The following is a 16,201-nucleotide window of genomic DNA, read 5'->3' on the forward strand; positions in this document are numbered from 1 at the left end:
GGGGCCAAGCCTGAGCGCACAGCGAGGCAACCAAAATCCACCACAATGCAGGGTGACCTCAGGCCATGGGTAATATCGTTCCTGGAAAGATCCTCATGCGGTTTCGCTCCGGCCGGTGATTTCGATGGGGTCGATGGCGCAACGGCTCGGTCGCTCATCGCCCGGCCGGTTTCTCCGGTCGATCCGCTTGGCTTGCTTCCAACTCGACGGGCAGTTTCGCGTGGGGAGAGAGGACGAACGGATCCTCACCCGTCACGCTCCAGAAGAGCCGGGGCGGGCCGGTCGGGTAGCTTTTTCCGGATGCCCAGGTGTGGAAGACCTTGCCCCAGAGCGGGCGGACGGCGGCCAAGGTCTGCTTGGCCTCGGCTCCGACTTGGGTGAGGCTCTTCAGTAACCCGGAGTCGATCTCGTACTTGTGGTTGTGCCAGTAGAGTTTTTCCTCGGGGGGCATCTTCTGGTAGAACGCATCGCTGACGAGGTACTCAATGCCGATGAGATGGGCGTCCGGTCCGGTGCCATCGTAGAGGATACACTGGGACAGGTCGTCATTCACGGGCTTGCAGTAGTGATAAGCCACCTGGGCGTGCTCCGGCAAGTCCTTCATAAGGTGGACCCCGGCGAAGGCCAGCGGGCAATGGAGCACCTCCTGAATCGGGGCTTTTACGCTAGGCAAGGGTGGCGGCGCATGGGCGGCCTTGCCGTCGTCGGCTCGCGCTCGGGACGGCCTCGAGAGGTTCGTTAGGAATGCTCCCGCCGCCATGCCGAACAGGCAGGCAAACAGGACGGCGAGTGAGGGGCGGGATTTCGACTGCGACCAGAGATGCTCACGCATAACGATCTCCTCGAAGATGGGGGCACGTGCTGTGACTTCTCGCGTACTTCCGTCTTCCCCTGGGACCGCGGGCGTCCCGCCCGCTCTTAAATTGAAATCGTCTTCATTCTTGAAATAGTGGCTGTTTTCTGCGTTGGCTCGGCAGACCACGGGTGGGCTCGATGGCCCGTTCGTGTTCCGCCACCTTGGCGATCACGGGGTGCTCGTCGGCGGCTGGGAAGCGACCTGGTTCCAAGGCATCCGGGCGAGGATCATCGCCATGCCGCAGGTGTCCGTGACCCCGGCGAAGACCAGGCCGGCGCCGACGAACCCAGGCAGGCCGAGGAACCAGGGATGGACGAACGCCCCGAGCACGGTGCCGAGCACGACCAGCGACCCGGCGGCGATCCGCACCTGGCGTTCGAGCGAGACGGCCTTCACGCCTCGGACGACCGGCAATCCCGCCTGTTCCCAGGCGAGCGTGCCCCCCTCGACGTTGATCACGTTGGTGAATCCGGCGGCGCGGAACTTCTCGGCCGCCGCTCGGCCCCGGCTCCCCGACCGGCAGATCGTATAGAGCGGGGCGTCTGTCGGGTTGTCGCGGGCCGCCATGATCGCCAACGGGTCGAGAGCCTCCAGCGGCACCAGGCGGGCGGGCTCGGCGTGCACTTCCCGGTACTCGGCCGGGGTCCGCACGTCGATCAGGTCGACCGGACTTCCCTGGCGGCGCAATTCCTCGAGTTCACTCGGTCTGATCGTCGTGGCACTCATCGCTATCCCTCTCCATCCCGATTCAACGCGGGGCCAATGGCTTCAACGGCTCTCGAGAGAACGGTGCCCCCTTGCCATCCTAATCGAGAAATCACGGTCTTGCCTCCTGTTGGGGCCCCGGCTCCCCGGTCTTGGCGATTCTCTCGGCAGGTCCCGAACTCCGCAGGCTTGTTCGCCTGGCCTGGGCTTGCCTCGGCCGGCCCGAAATGGATGTCGCCGGTCGCGTTGGGCGTGTACGATGGTCGGGCCAACTCCAGAGGTCGTTGACGATGGAGATCCGCCGGGAACGGCGCGATGCCGTGGTGGCTCGATGCCGGTGGATAGGGAGCGCGGTTCGCGATGGAAGAGATCTTGCCCGGGCGCGGGGACGATGTCCTGACCTTCGACCACATCGCCTGGATCTTCTGCGCCCTGATGGGGCAACAAGGGCACGGCTGGGTGGCTCCGCAGATCCCTCAGCCGGTCCTGGCATCGGCTCTCACGAACTATTTGAGCCTCGCGGACGATGAGACCTTGCTGGCGATCGTCGGCAAGGGGCCGACCCAGAGCTGCGCCCTGACGACGAAACGGATCTACTGGGCGGGCGACCCCCGGCGCGACGAGGCGGAGTGGGACGATGCGGACCACCCGGACGCGCAGGCCATCGGCCGTCCGCCGCTACGTTGCGAGTACATCGCTTACAAGGATTTGCCCGAGGCGATCGACCTGACCGGCGCGCTCACCAAGGTGATCGACCTCGGCGAGGGCCGGCAGCTCAACCTGGGGCCGCATATCCCCCTGCTCCAGGCCCTGATCGGATACCTCAAGGAGGTCCGATCGATCATGGTCGGCGAGAAGCCCCTGCCCCACCTCGTCCCGGCGGCCGCCGATCAAACGCGGTCGGCCTGGCCGGCGGTGGTCGCCGCCGATGCCGAGGCGCGGACGCTCCAGGCCGCCATCCGCGGTTACCACTCTCAGACCCTGGTGGCCAAACGCGCGGTTGTCACCCCATTGATGGCGGCGGCCTGCGTGCTCGTCTACGTCGCGATGGTCGCACGAGGGGTCTCGCCGATCAATCCCACGCCCCGCGTCATGCTGGAGTGGGGGGCAAGTTTCGGCCCTTCGGTGGTCTTCGACGGCCAGGCCTGGCGGCTCCTGACCAGCATGTTTCTCCACTTCGGCCTGATCCACCTGGCGATGAACCTGTGGTGCCTGCTCACGACCGGCCCCGTGGTGGAGCGGTTCTTCGGCCACCTCGGCTTCGCCGCGCTCTACGTGCTCGCGGGCCTCGGTGGCGCGGCCGCCAGCCTGTTCGTCCATCCGACCTTCATCTGCGCGGGGGCCTCGGGCGCAATCTTCGGGGTCTTCGGCGGCTTGCTCGGGTTCCTCGCCATCCGCCACCGCGACGTGCCGCCCGCGATCCTGCAACCGATGCGTTCCGGGACGCTCGGGTTCCTGGCCTACAACGTGCTCTTCGGCCTGACCAGCCCGACGATCGACATGGCCGCCCACCTCGGCGGCTTGGCCACGGGCTTCGTCGTCGGCCTGGTTCTGGCCGACGGCCGCATCAATCGGCCCGATCGCGTGGGATTGATGCGTCGCGTCGGGGTCATCGCGGTGCTCTCGGTTGGACTCTTTGTGCTCACCCGGCAAACGATCGAGCGGGCCCACGATCGGATCCTGGCCGATCCCACCATGGGACCCCAACTCGAGTCCGCCCTGAACGCAGGGCCCGCGTGGAACGCGTTTCAGCAAGCGTCGGCGCCGCTGTTTCAGGAGTTCGACCGCATCTCCCGAGCCACCGAGCGGGTGATGAGCGACATCGATCAAGGCGTTGTGCCGGCGAGTCAGATCGAGCCGACGCTGAACCGCCTGAGCGCCGAGTCAGAGAGCCTGGGACGCCGCCTCGAAACGCTGCCCGTGGGCAATCCGGAGCTCCAGGCCATGGTTGACCGACTGAGCAAGGCGCGGACGCATCAGCATCATGCCCTGATTCTCTTGAGCCGGTTCTTCGCCGACAAGGATGCGAGCCTCCTCAAAGGGCCGGACGGTCTGGATGCGTCGTTCAAGGCTTACATCAAAGAGCTCGAGGAGTTCCGCACGCTCCGCGACGCCTATTTCAAAACCCACCAATTGACTTTGCGAAAACCTTGAATCGCTTGATTTCATTGAGACCTCTGCCTGGCGACGTGACGAGGCACATTGGTGCGTCTCGTGGTCGATGGTCAGGGGGAAACGACCGGTCGAGGGGGACGAATCACGATGACGCGGCGAACCGAGCGACGGCAGTTTTTGGGACAGGCGATCGCGCTGGCGGTGGCCGCAGGATCGGGTGCCCAGGGAGTGGGTCGGGCCTTCGGACAAGAGCCGGCGGTGGCAGGCGCACCAGCATCAGGGGAGACTCGGAAAATGATTCCAATCATCGATACGCATCAGCACCTCTGGGACTTGAACCGGTTCCGCCTGCCCTGGCTGAAGGACGGCACGCCACTGGCCAAGAGCTTCCTGATGGACGACTACTTGCAGGCCGTCGAGGGCCTGGGCGTCGTCAAGTCGGTCTACATGGAAGTGGACGTTGACCCCGAGCAGCACAAGGCGGAGGCCGACTACGTCATCGATCTCTGTCGCCGCCACGTCGGCCCAATGGTTGGCGCCGTGATCGGCGGGCGGCCCTCCTCGGACGGCTTCGCAGCCTATCTCGACCGACACAAGGATGAACCGGCGATCAAGGGTGTTCGCCAGGTGCTCCATGGTGGCAGCACGCCGCGGGGCTACTGCCTCGACCCGAAGTTCATCCGCGGGGTCCAGCTTTTGGGGGAGCGGGGCCTGAGCTTCGACATTTGCATGCGGGCCGGCGAATTGAACGACGCCGCCCAACTCGTTGACGCCTGCCCCGACACGTCGTTCATCCTCGACCACTGCGGTAACGCGAGCGTCCGCGAGAAGGATCTGGCCCCCTGGCGTGCCGACATCACCCGCCTGGCCGAACGGAAGAACCTCGTCTGCAAGGTCTCAGGGATCGTCGCCTCGGCGGCCCCCGATCCCTGGACGTCCGACGACCTCGCCCCGATCGTCAACCACGTGCTCGCCGCCTTCGGCCCCGACCGCGTCATCTTCGGCGGCGACTGGCCCGTCTGCACCCTGGCCGCAACCCCGCGTCAGTGGGTCGAGGCGCTGCGGAAGATCGTCCAGGACCGGAGCGAGATCGAGCGGCGAAAGCTGTTCCACGACAACGCCCTGCGGGTTTATCGCCTCGCCTGAGCCGGACCCTCAGCAGGCGGACAGGGCCTTCCTTTGAAATTGTGCGCGAGTTTTGGGTGCCACGAGCTGGACCCAACCCGTGAGTCGAGTCCCAGGTGATTGGCTCACGGGTTGGTTTCAATGGGGAGCCGGATCTCAGCCGTAAAGGTTCCTGGCCAGGAACGCGTTCCGGAACTTGCCGAGAGGGTCATGGGTCTTGACAAGACCCTTGAAGTCGTTCAATTTTTCATAGCGGGATTGCAGTTGCGCGGGGTCCAGGGTGAATAGCTTTCCCCAGTGAGGCCGGGGCTTGAAAGGTGCCAGCTCCTTCTCGATCATCGGCAGCAGCTTGCGGACGGCATCCCAGTCTGGCTTCCAGGTGAAGTGGATGCTTAGGCTGGGCTGGTTGTAACAAGGACTCATCCACAAGCGGTCCGCCTCGATCGTGCGCAATTCCGAGATCAACAGGTGGGGGCTGACTCGGTCCCGCAATCGCTCGATCGCGAGGATGGCTTCGACGGCGTCCTTGCGGGCGACGAAATATTCGGACTGCAACTCCTTGCCGCTGCTCGGAGTGAACCCCATCCGGAAATGAGGCAACCGTTCGTACCAGGGGCCGGGCACTCCCATCTGCTCCGTGCAGTTCTCCGCCGAGAGTTCGGCGATCGGGTGGAGATTCTTGGTCGCGAGGGTTGCGCCATAGAACTCAGGTTTGGCCGCCGATCTGTCCCCTGCCTCGACCCGGCGCTTGACCCAGACTTCGCTGATCCGCTTGGCTTGCCAGTCGGTGAACAGGCTGACGCTGTCGCCGCTTGCCACAATGGCCTCGAAGTGGTCGGCGAGTTGAGTCAGCGTCATGTTCTCGTAAACATCCTGGCGCATCAGGAACGTTGGCTCGATGTCCAGCGTGACCTTGGTCACCACCCCGAGCGCACCCAGGTTCACAACGGCCCCGAGGAAGGTGTTACCGTCGCGTTCGCGGGAAAGGTTGAGGACGTTGCCGTCGGCCGTGACGAGTTCCAGGGCCGAAACCGCCGTTGCCAGGTTTCCACTCTTGACGCCTGATCCATGCGTTGCGGTGGCACAAGCGCCCGCGATGGAAATGTGCGGCAGGGACGCGAGGTTGTGTAACGCGAAGCCCTTGTCGTGGAGATAGGGGGATAATTGGCCGTAGTTGATCCCCGCTTCAACCGTCACCGTGCGTGCCATCGGATCGAGCGCAAGCACCCGATTCATGGGCTTGAGGGAGAGCAAGGCATGCGAACTGTCGGCGATGCCGTTGAAGCAATGACGCGTGCCGAGCGTCTTCAGGGAATCGTGCTCCTTGACGAATTTTTGAATCTGTTCGATCGACGTAACAGGATACAAGTTGTTCGTGCTGTATCGGTAGTTGCCGGCCCAGTTAGTGAGTGGGCCGCGCGCTGGGGGGCCGTCGGGTGCCTGGCCGAAGAGCGGAGCCCCGGGAGCTCCGCCCAGGATCGCAGCCGAGAGTTTGAGGAACGTTCTCTTATTCATGACCGGGCTCTCCCCTGTTGCGGATGGATTCTTGGATTGGCTCAAGAGTTCCCCGCCTAAGAAAGTAGCCCAGTTCCTTGGAAGTGGCCAGCACCGACTTTTCAGTACCACAACCATCAACGACGTCGATCCTCTGGCTTGATGACGACGCACCGCACTGCGACGGCTCAGCGACGTACGACCTCCTCGTCGGGCCAGACTCCGGCGCGTTGCGGGTCGAGTCGAACCAGGACGTGGAGGTGGTTGTCGAGCACGGCGAACCCGCCGACAGCGATGGTGAAGCGGCCGGCCAACTCCTGAAGCCGGTTTTCGACCCAGAACTTCCGGTTAGGGCCGCCTTCACCGAGCAAGAAGTCGTGTCGGACGCATCGCGTAATGCAGTGATACCATCGTGTGACGTCGGGGGCGACGATATGAGCGCGAGCGATCGTTATTGTTGGGTCTTCTGGGTGAATCTGAGGAATCGAAGAGATTCTGACGTGAGGATCCAGAGTGCAATGCGTGTCCTTGCCATCGGAGTGCTGGAGTGTCGACCCGCCACGTCCGTCGCTAATACGGAATGTGACGTCGTGGTTGCCGACGTCGCCGGCTCCATGTCACCAGGCCCGTTGTGGCGTTGACGGTCATGCTCGACGGGCCAACCACCAGAGAATAGGTCAGGCGATTGCGAGATTGCCCAGATTCTCAGGCTTACGTCGAGATATAGGAATGGCCCCTTTGAAGCTCTCGGTTGTATGGCCGCATTATGCACGTCCTGCGTCCGAGGTCAAGGTAACGGGAATTATTGCCTGTTAATGACACTATGCGAATTCCTGGCGACAATAAATGGTATCGGCAGTTTTGGATTAAATAGAAATTGAGATTCGTTAATTTGTTGAATTGAGAAATCGTAATCATCTTATTGTTCATGAAGATAAGTCTAGTAATTTTTGCTCGCAGTAGGGCTGACTCGCTATTTCGCACTCTTGAATCGGTGACGCTAGCCATTGGAGTCATGCCCGGCATTTCCATGATAGTGGTCGATAATGGTTCTGTCGATGCTACCTTGGATGTCGTAAGCACATGGGCTAGGCAGCAACGATTCCCCGTTAGAACGTTCTACGAGGCTGTACCTGGCCCCTCGGTTCCACCGTTCGACGATCCCAACAAGGAGCTATGACGCCATGAGTGAGTTCATCTTCCTGTACCGTCGGCCGCCGACGCAGAACCCCTCATCGCGGCAGATGGAGGAGCGGATGCGCCGATGGCAAGCGTGGGTCGAGAAGCTCGAAAAGGGCGGTTCTCCGGGTACGCCACGTGCAGGTCACTGACCCGCCACAAGGTCCCCACCCAGCGCCCTCCCAGAGCCCATGCCACATGCGCCGCACGATAACCCGAGCGGTCTCAGCCGCAGCCGATCAGGTTGGCGAGGACGGCCGGCAGGTCGGGGGCGCCGGCGGCGGTGGGGGATCGCCAGCCGACGAAGCCGTCCGGCCGGACCAGCAGCGCGCCGTCGGGGGAGATCCCGGCCGCCGCCGGGAAGCGGCCCTCCGGATCCTCGACGTCGACACCGACCCGGTAGCAGGCCAGCTCCGTGCCGGCCCGCCGGGCGGCCTCGGCGCCCGCTTCCGGCCAGGTCGTCCCAGCCGGCCCGGCGCCTCCAGCCGGCGTGGTCTCGCCATCGGGCCCGGCGAGCAGCGTCCACCGGCCGGCGACCAGGTCCAGTGTGGACAGCCGGTCGGCCTGGCCGTCCTCCGTCGTGGGGCGGTCCTTGGTCAGCCAGACGTGGGGGACCCGGGTGCCGGGGGAGCCGTCGAGGTTGGCGGCGATGTCCTCGGTGGAGGGGAGGACGGGTTGGGTGCCGCGGACGGCGGTGGACGTGTAGCGGTAGCCGAGGATGACGACCGGGGCGTTGAGCATGCCCACGGCGGCGCGACGGGAGGCGGTGCCGGGGCCGCGGTCCCAGTGCAGGTCGGGGTGGGACAGGCGGAGCAGGGCCTGGTCGACGGTGGTGGCCGCGACCGGGCGGCGTTCCTGCTCGTAGGTGTCGAGGAGCGGGGCGCCGGCGCGGCCCTGGAGCACGTGGGCCAGCTTCCAGGCCAGGTTGTGGGCGTCGGCGACGCCGGTGTTCATGCCGAACGCGCCGAGCGCCGAGATCGTGTGCGCGGCGTCACCGGCCAGGAACACCCGGCCGTCCCGGAAGCGGTCGGCGAGCCGCGACTGCGGGCGCCAGCGGAGCGTGCTCACGACCTTCACGTCGACGTCGGGGTCGCCCAGCGCGGTGCGGACCAGCACGCGGCACTCCTCGGGGCCGGCGTCGGGCGCGGCTGCGCTGGTGTGGAACACCCAGCGGCGCTCGCCGTCGATCGCGACCACCAGGCCGGGCGCGTCCGGGTGGGTGATCTGGCACAACGCGAACCGGCGGTCGCCGAGCAGCGGCGCCAGGTCGGCCTCGAACAGGATGTTGGCCAGCTCGTCGCCCAGCGGCCCCGGGCCGGACACCGGTATGCCGAGCAGCCGCCGCACGGTGCTGCCCGCGCCGTCCGCGGCGACCACGTACCTGGCCTCCACCTTCCCCTCCCCGGCGGGGCCGCGCAGCGTGCCGGTGACGTGGTCGGGGGCCTGGTGGAGGGCGAGCAGTTCGGTGCCGTAGCGGACCTCGACGCCGCGGCGGGTCACCTGGTCGAGCAGGACCGTGTCGAGGCGGTCCTGGGCGCAGGTGCCGCGCAGGCGGGACGGGCTGATCGCACCGGCCTCCTCGGTCATCGCCCGGCGGACCGCGCGGTGCGCGGGCAGTTCGGCCGGATCGAGGTCGCGGACGGTGCGCGCGGAGGTCTTGCCGAACGCGCCGGACAGGTCGACGGCCAGCTCGTTCAGCGCCTGCTCGGCGCCGAGCTCGCGGAGCATCTCGACGGTGCGGATCGCCACGCCGGTGGCGCGCGGGTGCACGTTCGGGCCGGCGTGCCGCTCCGCCACGAGCGGCCGTACCCTGTGCTTGGCCAGGAACGCGGCCGCCGCCAACCCCACCGTGCCGCCGCCGACCACCAGCACGTCCACCTGCTCCATCGGATCCTCCTTGGGTACGCCGTACGTATGCATGGGGTGTAGTCCTGAACCAAGCGTGATGGATTGGGGGTTTTGGTCGGTTTTGCAGATAAGTCTCGAAAGCCTCCCTGTTTTTATCAATAATGAAGTTATCGAGATGTCGTAGTTTCTAAACACAAAAGAGGCTTTCGAGTGACTCCTACTGTCCACAAGAAGTCCCAGCAACGCAAGCAGAGAATCCGCGAATCCGCCGACGTCTCCAGAAGAAGGCGATCCCCGAGCTTGACCAGCCCATGATCACGGCCGCCAATATTCATTACGAACTGTCCGATCTCGTCGCGGGACTGGCTCCCGGCGGTATCGGCGCCATCCATTTGCTGGCGCGCAGGACCGGATTGATCCGCGACATCGACGCCCGGCTCAAACTCCTTAAAGCCCATCTCCCCTTTCACGAATCCGACCATGTTCTGAACATCGCCTACAACATTCTCGGGGGCGGAAAACGGATCGCGGGAAGAACTCGGTGTCAGTTCATGTCTCAACAAGTGACCGAGGCGGAAACATGAACTGACACCGAGTTTTCTCCATGGGCTTGAGGGAGAGCAAGGCATGCGAACTGTCGGCGATGCCATTGAAGCAATGACGCATGCCGAGCGTCTTCAGGGAATCGTGCTCCTTGACGAATTCTTGAATCTGTTCGATCGACGTGACAGGATACAAGTTGTTCGTGCTGCATCGGTAGTTGCCGGCCCAGTTAGTGAGTGGGCTGCTCGCTGGGGGCCGTCGGACGCCTGGCCGAAGCGCGGTGCCCCGGACGATCCGCCCAGGATCGCGGCCGAGAGTTTGAGGAACGTTCGCTTATTCATGATAAGGCTCTCCCCTGTTGCGGATGGATTCTTGGATTGGCTCAAGAGTTCCCCGCCTAAGTTCAAGTTTCGCACTTTTCCCAAATGTCAAATTCCGACTTGTAGATTCAATAGGGCTCCAAAAAAAACGTCGGCGTCTCTGTCAGTTTTTGGCAAATTGTTTGGGCCTTACACCGAACAATTTCCCCTGACACAGGACGCCGACCCATGGAACTTACACCCTCCTTCCTCCTCTTGCTACAGCAATTCACACCCGTCTTCACCAATCCCTCCTTCCACACCTTCACCTTGATCGCCTCCGGCTGGATCCTCTCGAATCGCCACCGCTATATTACCGAACTCATCTTCTCCAGCGGCCAGGTTGGCATCGGACATTGGTCACGCTTCCATCGCTTCTTCAGCCATGCCGCTTGGGACCTCGATCACTTCTCGATGTCCCTGGCCAAGCTTGTCGTCTCCATCCTCGCACCGGGCGCCACTTTTTACTGGGCCGTCGACGACACCCTCTGCCGAAAACGCGGACTCACCCTCTACGGCGCCGGCATGCACTACGACCCACTCATCTCCAGTCGAGCCAAAGCTCTCGTCAGTTGGGGACACGACTGGGTCGTCCTCTGCCTGATCGTCGTCCACCCGTTCTGGGCACCGACCAAAGTCTTTGCCTTGCCCATCGCCATGCGGCTCTATGTCAACCGCCAAGGCTTAACCAAGGGCAAAAAGAACCAGAAAAAGAAAAAGGCAAAGCCCGATCCCAATCATCGCACCCGCCCCGAACTCGCGATGGAATTGATCCACTTGGCGGCGGACTGGTTCCCCGACGACGAGATCGTCATCACCGGCGACAGCGCCTATGGGGGCCAGAGCATCCTCGGCCAACTTCCGCCCACGGTCCATCTCATTAGCCATGTCCATCCCAAGGGGGCCCTCTATGAGCCAGCGCCTCCCAAGGAGGAGAAATCCAAAGGGGCGCCCCGCAAGAAAGGCCAGCGCCTCCCCGGCATGAAGGAGTGGGCCGAGGATGCGAATCAACCCTGGACCCCACACGACTTTGACCAGTTCGGGCTCCATGCCAGCTTGGCGGTCAAGACGATCCAGGCCCTCTACTACAAGGCCGGCAAGGACCGACTCCTGACGATCGTCTTGGTGCGTGACCTCCAGGGGAAACGTCCCGATCAGATGTTCTACTGCACCAAGCTCGATTGGACCGTCCCGCAGATTCTCTCGGCCTACTCGTACCGTTGGGCAATCGAATGTACTTTTGAAAATACCAAGCAACTTCTCGGCCTCGAGGATCCCGCCAATCGCCTCCCCAAGGCCATCGAGCGAACCGCGCCGATGGCGTTGTTTCTCTACAGCTTGGTGGTGGTTTGGTTCCACCAGACCGGTCATCGATTTCTTCGTTTTCCGGTCCGCCCGTGGTATCCGAAGAAGCAAGAGGCCTCGTTTGCCGACCTGCTGACGACCTTGAGGCGGGTCAGCTATGAGGAGAAAACCGAGGGAGCGCTATCCAACCGGTATGACCTAAAAGCCTGGATTGCGCAGCTCACCGAGTTTCTCAGCCGCGCGGGCTGAGCCGACATCGGCCGGAGATTTCGGCCCTCACTCGCACTTGATCAAGGGGTCGCCGGGGTCGATAACAGGCCTCGGGCCGCTCCCGATCCGTCCCTGTTTATGCGAAACTTGAACTAAGAAAGTAGCCCAGTTCCTTGGAAGAGGCCAGCACCGTCTTTTCAGCACCGACAACCATCAACGACGTCGATCCACTGGCTTGATGACGTCGCGCTGTATCGCGCCGGGACGCGTGGAGGGGCGATGAGTTCAGGCCGCATGTCGGCGAGACCAAAACGGGGTGTCTCGCCAGCGAAGTTCCGCGCGATAGGTGTCTCGTCGCTCGCGGAGAAAGTTGAGCCACAACTGTTCGCACGCCGTTCGATAGTCACCTTGGTGCAGGATGGCTTGAACGGCGAGGCGAGCGGACTCGAGCGCCTTGGCCGATCCTTGGCCGGAGAGCGGATCGAACGTCATGGCGGCATCTCCCACGGCGATCCAATTCGGACCGGCGCAGTGCTGGAACCGGCCCGAGTGCGCAGCAACCATCCGTGGCGCATCGAGCAGTTGGTATGCATGAGTATTTAAAAGTCGGCAGATCTCGTGGCAAGCCCTCACCCGCTCCCAGAACCAGGCTGTTGTGGGCGCCCCCTCTGGTACGAGATCAACGTCGGTTTGGAATGCGACCGTTCGCGTTCCATTCGGCATCAGGGCCGTATAGCACCAGCCATCAGGGTGCGACTCAACGTACGTTCTGGAATCAAAATCGCTGGCTTGCGACGTCGTCGCGATGGCGAAAATCGAAACCAGTCGATCGACTTGTTCATAATGGCCTCCTTCTCGACGGATGAGGGTGCCGCGGCGGCCCGTACAGTCCACCAGCACATCCGCGAGGAGACTCCCCGTCGACGTGTGTACCGTCCATGCGGCTGCCTGGCGTTCGATTCGTTCGACAGCGACGTCCAATCGGACTTTACAGCCAGCCTCCACGGCGGCATTGAGGAATCCCGACTCGAACTGGGCTCGGTCAAGTTGCCAACCGTGCCCGTGCGGGTTGAAGATAAAATCCTTCTCGACAGGGGCGGCGTGTCCCCAAACGGAAACGACGCCATGGCAGGGCAAATGACGCTCGGGTTGGAAACGCTCCCAGTGCCCCAGACGCTGCAAGTGGAGCCGTGCCTCGGGTGGCAGTGTCTCGCCGATCTTCCAGCCCAGCACTGGCTGTTTTTCGAGCAGCACGACATCGCAGCCGGCCTGCGCAAGCTCCAACGCGGCGGCGCCTCCAGCGGGTCCTCCGCCGATGACTACGATCGAGGCGTTTACTAACATCGGAACACGTGCCAGCAATGGGATGAATGGTGGTTTGAGTTGTACAACGACGGTATCACGCGGACGTATGCACGGCATCGTCGGGGCAGTCGGAGCGGCAGCCTCCGCGCGGTGAGCATCGTTTCCTGAAGTCTGTGCACCCTATTCGGGAGGGGCCCCATACCTTCCGATTTGGCGCAATTTGCGGCCCCCGAACTGCGCCGGCGCTGCTGCGGCCGTCGTTGCCCCAACTGCTCTCGTCATACCCGGTTCTGGTAAATCCGGCGGTGATTCAACCCAGATGCGCGAGGGGACGCCGGGTAAATCTTGGGGGCCGTCTCGCTCTTCAATGATCCCGAGCTTTCCAAAGTCGGTGATCATCTGAGCGATATCGGAGCTTCCATTTCCAATAAGGCCTCGGAACCAATCCACTCGGGAGTGGAATGCTTCGATTCTTGCCTGTGGTGACAGGGTCGTGTCCATGACTGTTTGGTAGTCTGATTCGCGCAGCACGGTGTTGGGAACACGGGCCGGCCAGAAGGTGGGTAGCAGTTTCGGCGATGTATTGAAGAAGGTATAGCCTGCCAGACAACTGGCGGTGTCGGTCTGCCAGGGAACGGCCATCCACTTGGTCAGGTCGCCTGCCGAGGCGCCATTCAGTGGCCCCGTCGGCGACACGGCGACCGCGGGGGACAGGACATCGCCAAAGTCCGGCTCGGGAGAACTTGGCGGCCGCCGTTTGATCCGAAAAGACCCGCGATACAAGTGCCGAATCCGCATCGGCCAAGTCAGCTCACACCCGGGATGGAAGGCGTCGGCCAGGCAGAACGCGAGTGCGGCTTCATCGAGCGCCTCGGGTTGTCGTTGCAAGTCGAGGTCAGCCAATGAACGGGCAATGGGGAGCGGCGTATCGCTTTCAAAATCACCGGCGGCCCATTTTTGCAGCCAACTCAACTGCAATTGCGAGAGTGAGGCCAATCCGCCAGGAACGGCCAGACTCGGATCGGGGTTTTGAGGTGACACCGAATCCATACCGTCCAATGCGTCTCCGTAGAACTGTGGCCAGAGTTGCTTGCCCAGATTTGAGGGCCGACCGGGATTCCGGAATTGAACGTAGATTCGCTCGCGAAACTCGCGGTTGCTGGGACTTTGATCCGCGAGACGTGGCAAAATCGCGTCGGCCTCGAAAGGTGCTCCCGCACCAAACCAAGAAGCAAAACCGTGGTTGACCCACTGCAGGCCAGAAAGTCGTTCAAAAATCGGACGGATGTGTCGTTGAAATGAGACCGGTGCGGGGGGAGGAATGAACCCCCAGGCAATCATTCGATCGAGAAGGAGATCGTGCAAGGTACGGGTAGTCTTCAATGCCGGGGCATAATTCGGCGGAGCCACGGCGATCCAGGCACCCTCGACAGGTATGTCGATTCCGTGGATGGTGACCGTGGCGTCGACCGGGCCATCAGACATGTCGTCGTGCCAGTCATCATTATTGGCGAAGGTCGTCGGTAACGTACCGATCCGCGACTGGGACAAGCCGTGACCTCCGAATACCAGCAATCGCCCGGAAGCATCGGTGCGGAGTTCTCCGAGTGGGACCGGGAGGTGAAAGAAATAACCGCCATCGAAATGAAACGATGAACCATGCTGGCTCCGGCCGGCGATCGAGCGAGGTCCAGGATCAATCACCAACTGGGCCCGTTCATTCCCGGTAATCGACGCGTTTCGCCGGCGCGATAATGGGACCCCCGCGTCGGAGGCGGAAGGGATGTCGAGTGCCAATTGAAACTCGTACCATTCCGCCTTCTTATTCGCGAGATGCACGGTCCATTCGATCTCGGCATTGTCGGCCGTCAGTTCCGCCACCACTTCTCCCGCAGCGTTGTAACCGTAGATCCGGAAGCAGGCCGCCTGCCGTTTCAATGCCCCTGCCCGGTCCTTGTATTCCCCCTCGGCAAGCGTGGGCGCATCGGGGACTTCGGGACCGATGAAATATCCATCGAATTCGACACTGTTTCCGACCCGTGCAATGCCGATCGCGGGATGGATCGCTGCCCGGGTAATAATTGAGTCAGTCGGCATCTGTACCTCGTGTTAGATATGTTGGATTAAAAGATAGAGAGTCGATGGGTGCAATAGCGAGCCAAGCGATAGGGTCGCTACGCTGTCCACGACGAGAACGCTGTCAAGAGGTTGCCTGGGGTAATTTTCACCCGTCTTGGAGATCACGTAGGCTTGCATGCACGATCGCGAAGTGTGAAATCGCAGTTTTTGTTATTAAGAGAATTCACTAATAATACGTTGAGTTAAAAAAACGAATCATTTGATAAGTTGTTGTTGGAAATTGACGGATTGTTGAAATGCGAACACAATTGGATACGATCGTCGTTGAGTTTCGAAATGATCGAAGTTTATAACTGCGTGATCGCGTTGAAAAGTGAGCATGAAGTGTTCCGGAATTGAAGTGATGAACGGATGGGGGGGGGCCGCATAACTTCTGCCTCCCCCCTCTTTTGGGGAAGCGAGTCGGGCACGGTCGGTACATTCCCAAGCCGATGCACGGGACAGAATCGCGTTGAGTGTAGCAGGGGGCCAGGTCTCTCTCAAGCGACTCGATGAGATTTGGCCGCGAGACCTTCGGGCTTTTCTCTGCTTTCTCCTGGTGACAGAATGAAAAATGGGGAATCCAGAAATCAGGGTGTGGTAAATGGTGGCGGTTTCATGCATCAAGCGATGGGTGTCCCCATTGAAAATCGTGCTGACAAATGTTGGAACCAGAAGCCGTAATGCCATACGTTCCGCACATCTCGCCTGCAATTTCTCGGAATTTTCACCTCCTGCTATTTCTGGCATACGCTGATGTATTGGCTCCCGCGACCCGCTCCTTCCATGATCTCCGCCACTGACTTGCTCACATCACGCCTCCTCGTCCCGCCAACCCATCGTGATCGTTCCCCATCGATTCTTCGCTTGTTTCCCATGCAAGGCAATGTCCCAACCGTTCCCTGCCTCCTTTCGGAGTCAAACTTGAGGATTCGCTTTTGACGTAAGTCTTGCGGGCCTAGACTTACGTCAAGGCGTAATTATTTCTGCAAGTCAACAAAATTTTCCACCTTGACCCGCTCGACTCTCGGACAATCAT

At 62.0% G+C, this 16,201-nt stretch carries 12 protein-coding genes; 5 read left to right on the forward strand and 7 right to left on the reverse strand.

The window, feature by feature from the left end:
• Positions 1–154: 154 nt before the first annotated feature.
• Both BUS42_RS22100 and BUS42_RS22105 read right to left on the reverse strand, forming a co-directional pair.
• The gene (locus BUS42_RS22100) at positions 155–832 is read right to left on the reverse strand and encodes a DUF1264 domain-containing protein (RefSeq protein ID WP_074309752.1); all 678 of its coding nucleotides are present in this window, start codon (positions 830–832) and stop codon (positions 155–157) included.
• 192 nt (positions 833–1,024) lie between these two features.
• A complete protein-coding gene (locus tag BUS42_RS22105; RefSeq protein ID WP_074309754.1) occupies positions 1,025–1,582 on the reverse strand; it encodes a rhodanese-like domain-containing protein in 558 nt (185 codons plus the stop codon).
• A gap of 339 nt (positions 1,583–1,921) precedes the next feature.
• Between BUS42_RS22105 and BUS42_RS22110 the strand changes: the two genes are divergently transcribed.
• Entirely contained in the window at positions 1,922–3,715 is a 1,794-nt protein-coding gene (locus BUS42_RS22110; RefSeq protein ID WP_083670434.1) for a rhomboid family intramembrane serine protease, read from the forward strand.
• A 255-nt stretch (positions 3,716–3,970) separates the two neighbouring features.
• On the forward strand, positions 3,971–4,822 hold the full coding sequence (locus tag BUS42_RS22115) for an amidohydrolase family protein (RefSeq protein ID WP_254053665.1): 852 nt from the start codon (positions 3,971–3,973) through the stop codon (positions 4,820–4,822).
• Between the two features lie 135 nt (positions 4,823–4,957).
• On the opposite strand, the gene BUS42_RS22120 is transcribed toward BUS42_RS22115, so the two are convergent.
• Positions 4,958–6,316 carry an FAD-binding protein gene (locus tag BUS42_RS22120; RefSeq protein ID WP_074309755.1) on the reverse strand — a complete coding sequence of 453 codons (1,359 nt, stop codon included), beginning with the start codon at positions 6,314–6,316 and terminating at the stop codon, positions 4,958–4,960.
• 167 nt (positions 6,317–6,483) lie between these two features.
• Complete coding sequence (locus BUS42_RS22125) at positions 6,484–6,666, reverse strand: hypothetical protein (protein WP_074309756.1); 183 nt, start codon at positions 6,664–6,666, stop codon at positions 6,484–6,486.
• Between the two features lie 813 nt (positions 6,667–7,479).
• Between BUS42_RS22125 and BUS42_RS43790 the strand changes: the two genes are divergently transcribed.
• On the forward strand, positions 7,480–7,626 hold the full coding sequence (locus BUS42_RS43790) for a hypothetical protein (RefSeq protein ID WP_159452278.1): 147 nt from the start codon (positions 7,480–7,482) through the stop codon (positions 7,624–7,626).
• 73 nt (positions 7,627–7,699) lie between these two features.
• Here BUS42_RS43790 and BUS42_RS22130 read toward each other — a convergent pair whose 3' ends face one another.
• Positions 7,700–9,361 (reverse strand): FAD-dependent oxidoreductase, encoded by a 1,662-nt coding sequence (locus BUS42_RS22130; RefSeq protein WP_074309758.1) that lies wholly within the window; start codon positions 9,359–9,361, stop codon positions 7,700–7,702.
• Positions 9,362–9,633: 272 nt separating this feature from the next.
• On the opposite strand from BUS42_RS22130, the gene BUS42_RS22135 reads away from it, so the two are divergent.
• Together BUS42_RS22135 and BUS42_RS22140 are read left to right on the forward strand one after the other, a co-directional pair.
• Positions 9,634–9,906 (forward strand): hypothetical protein, encoded by a 273-nt coding sequence (locus BUS42_RS22135; protein ID WP_074309761.1) that lies wholly within the window; start codon positions 9,634–9,636, stop codon positions 9,904–9,906.
• Between the two features lie 507 nt (positions 9,907–10,413).
• Complete coding sequence (locus tag BUS42_RS22140) at positions 10,414–11,778, forward strand: IS701 family transposase (RefSeq protein ID WP_074304624.1); 1,365 nt, start codon at positions 10,414–10,416, stop codon at positions 11,776–11,778.
• A 246-nt stretch (positions 11,779–12,024) separates the two neighbouring features.
• Here BUS42_RS22140 and BUS42_RS22145 read toward each other — a convergent pair whose 3' ends face one another.
• Together BUS42_RS22145 and BUS42_RS22150 are read right to left on the reverse strand one after the other, a co-directional pair.
• Complete coding sequence (locus tag BUS42_RS22145; protein WP_074309762.1) at positions 12,025–13,083, reverse strand: NAD(P)/FAD-dependent oxidoreductase; 1,059 nt, start codon at positions 13,081–13,083, stop codon at positions 12,025–12,027.
• Positions 13,084–13,224: 141 nt separating this feature from the next.
• Positions 13,225–15,141: a LodA/GoxA family CTQ-dependent oxidase gene (locus BUS42_RS22150; RefSeq protein WP_074309765.1), complete on the reverse strand. Its 1,917-nt coding sequence runs from the start codon at positions 15,139–15,141 to the stop codon at positions 13,225–13,227.
• Positions 15,142–16,201: the final 1,060 nt, after the last annotated feature.

Origin of the sequence: Singulisphaera sp. GP187 (assembly GCF_900129635.1) — a bacterium.
Classification (GTDB): Bacteria; Planctomycetota; Planctomycetia; order Isosphaerales; family Isosphaeraceae; genus Singulisphaera.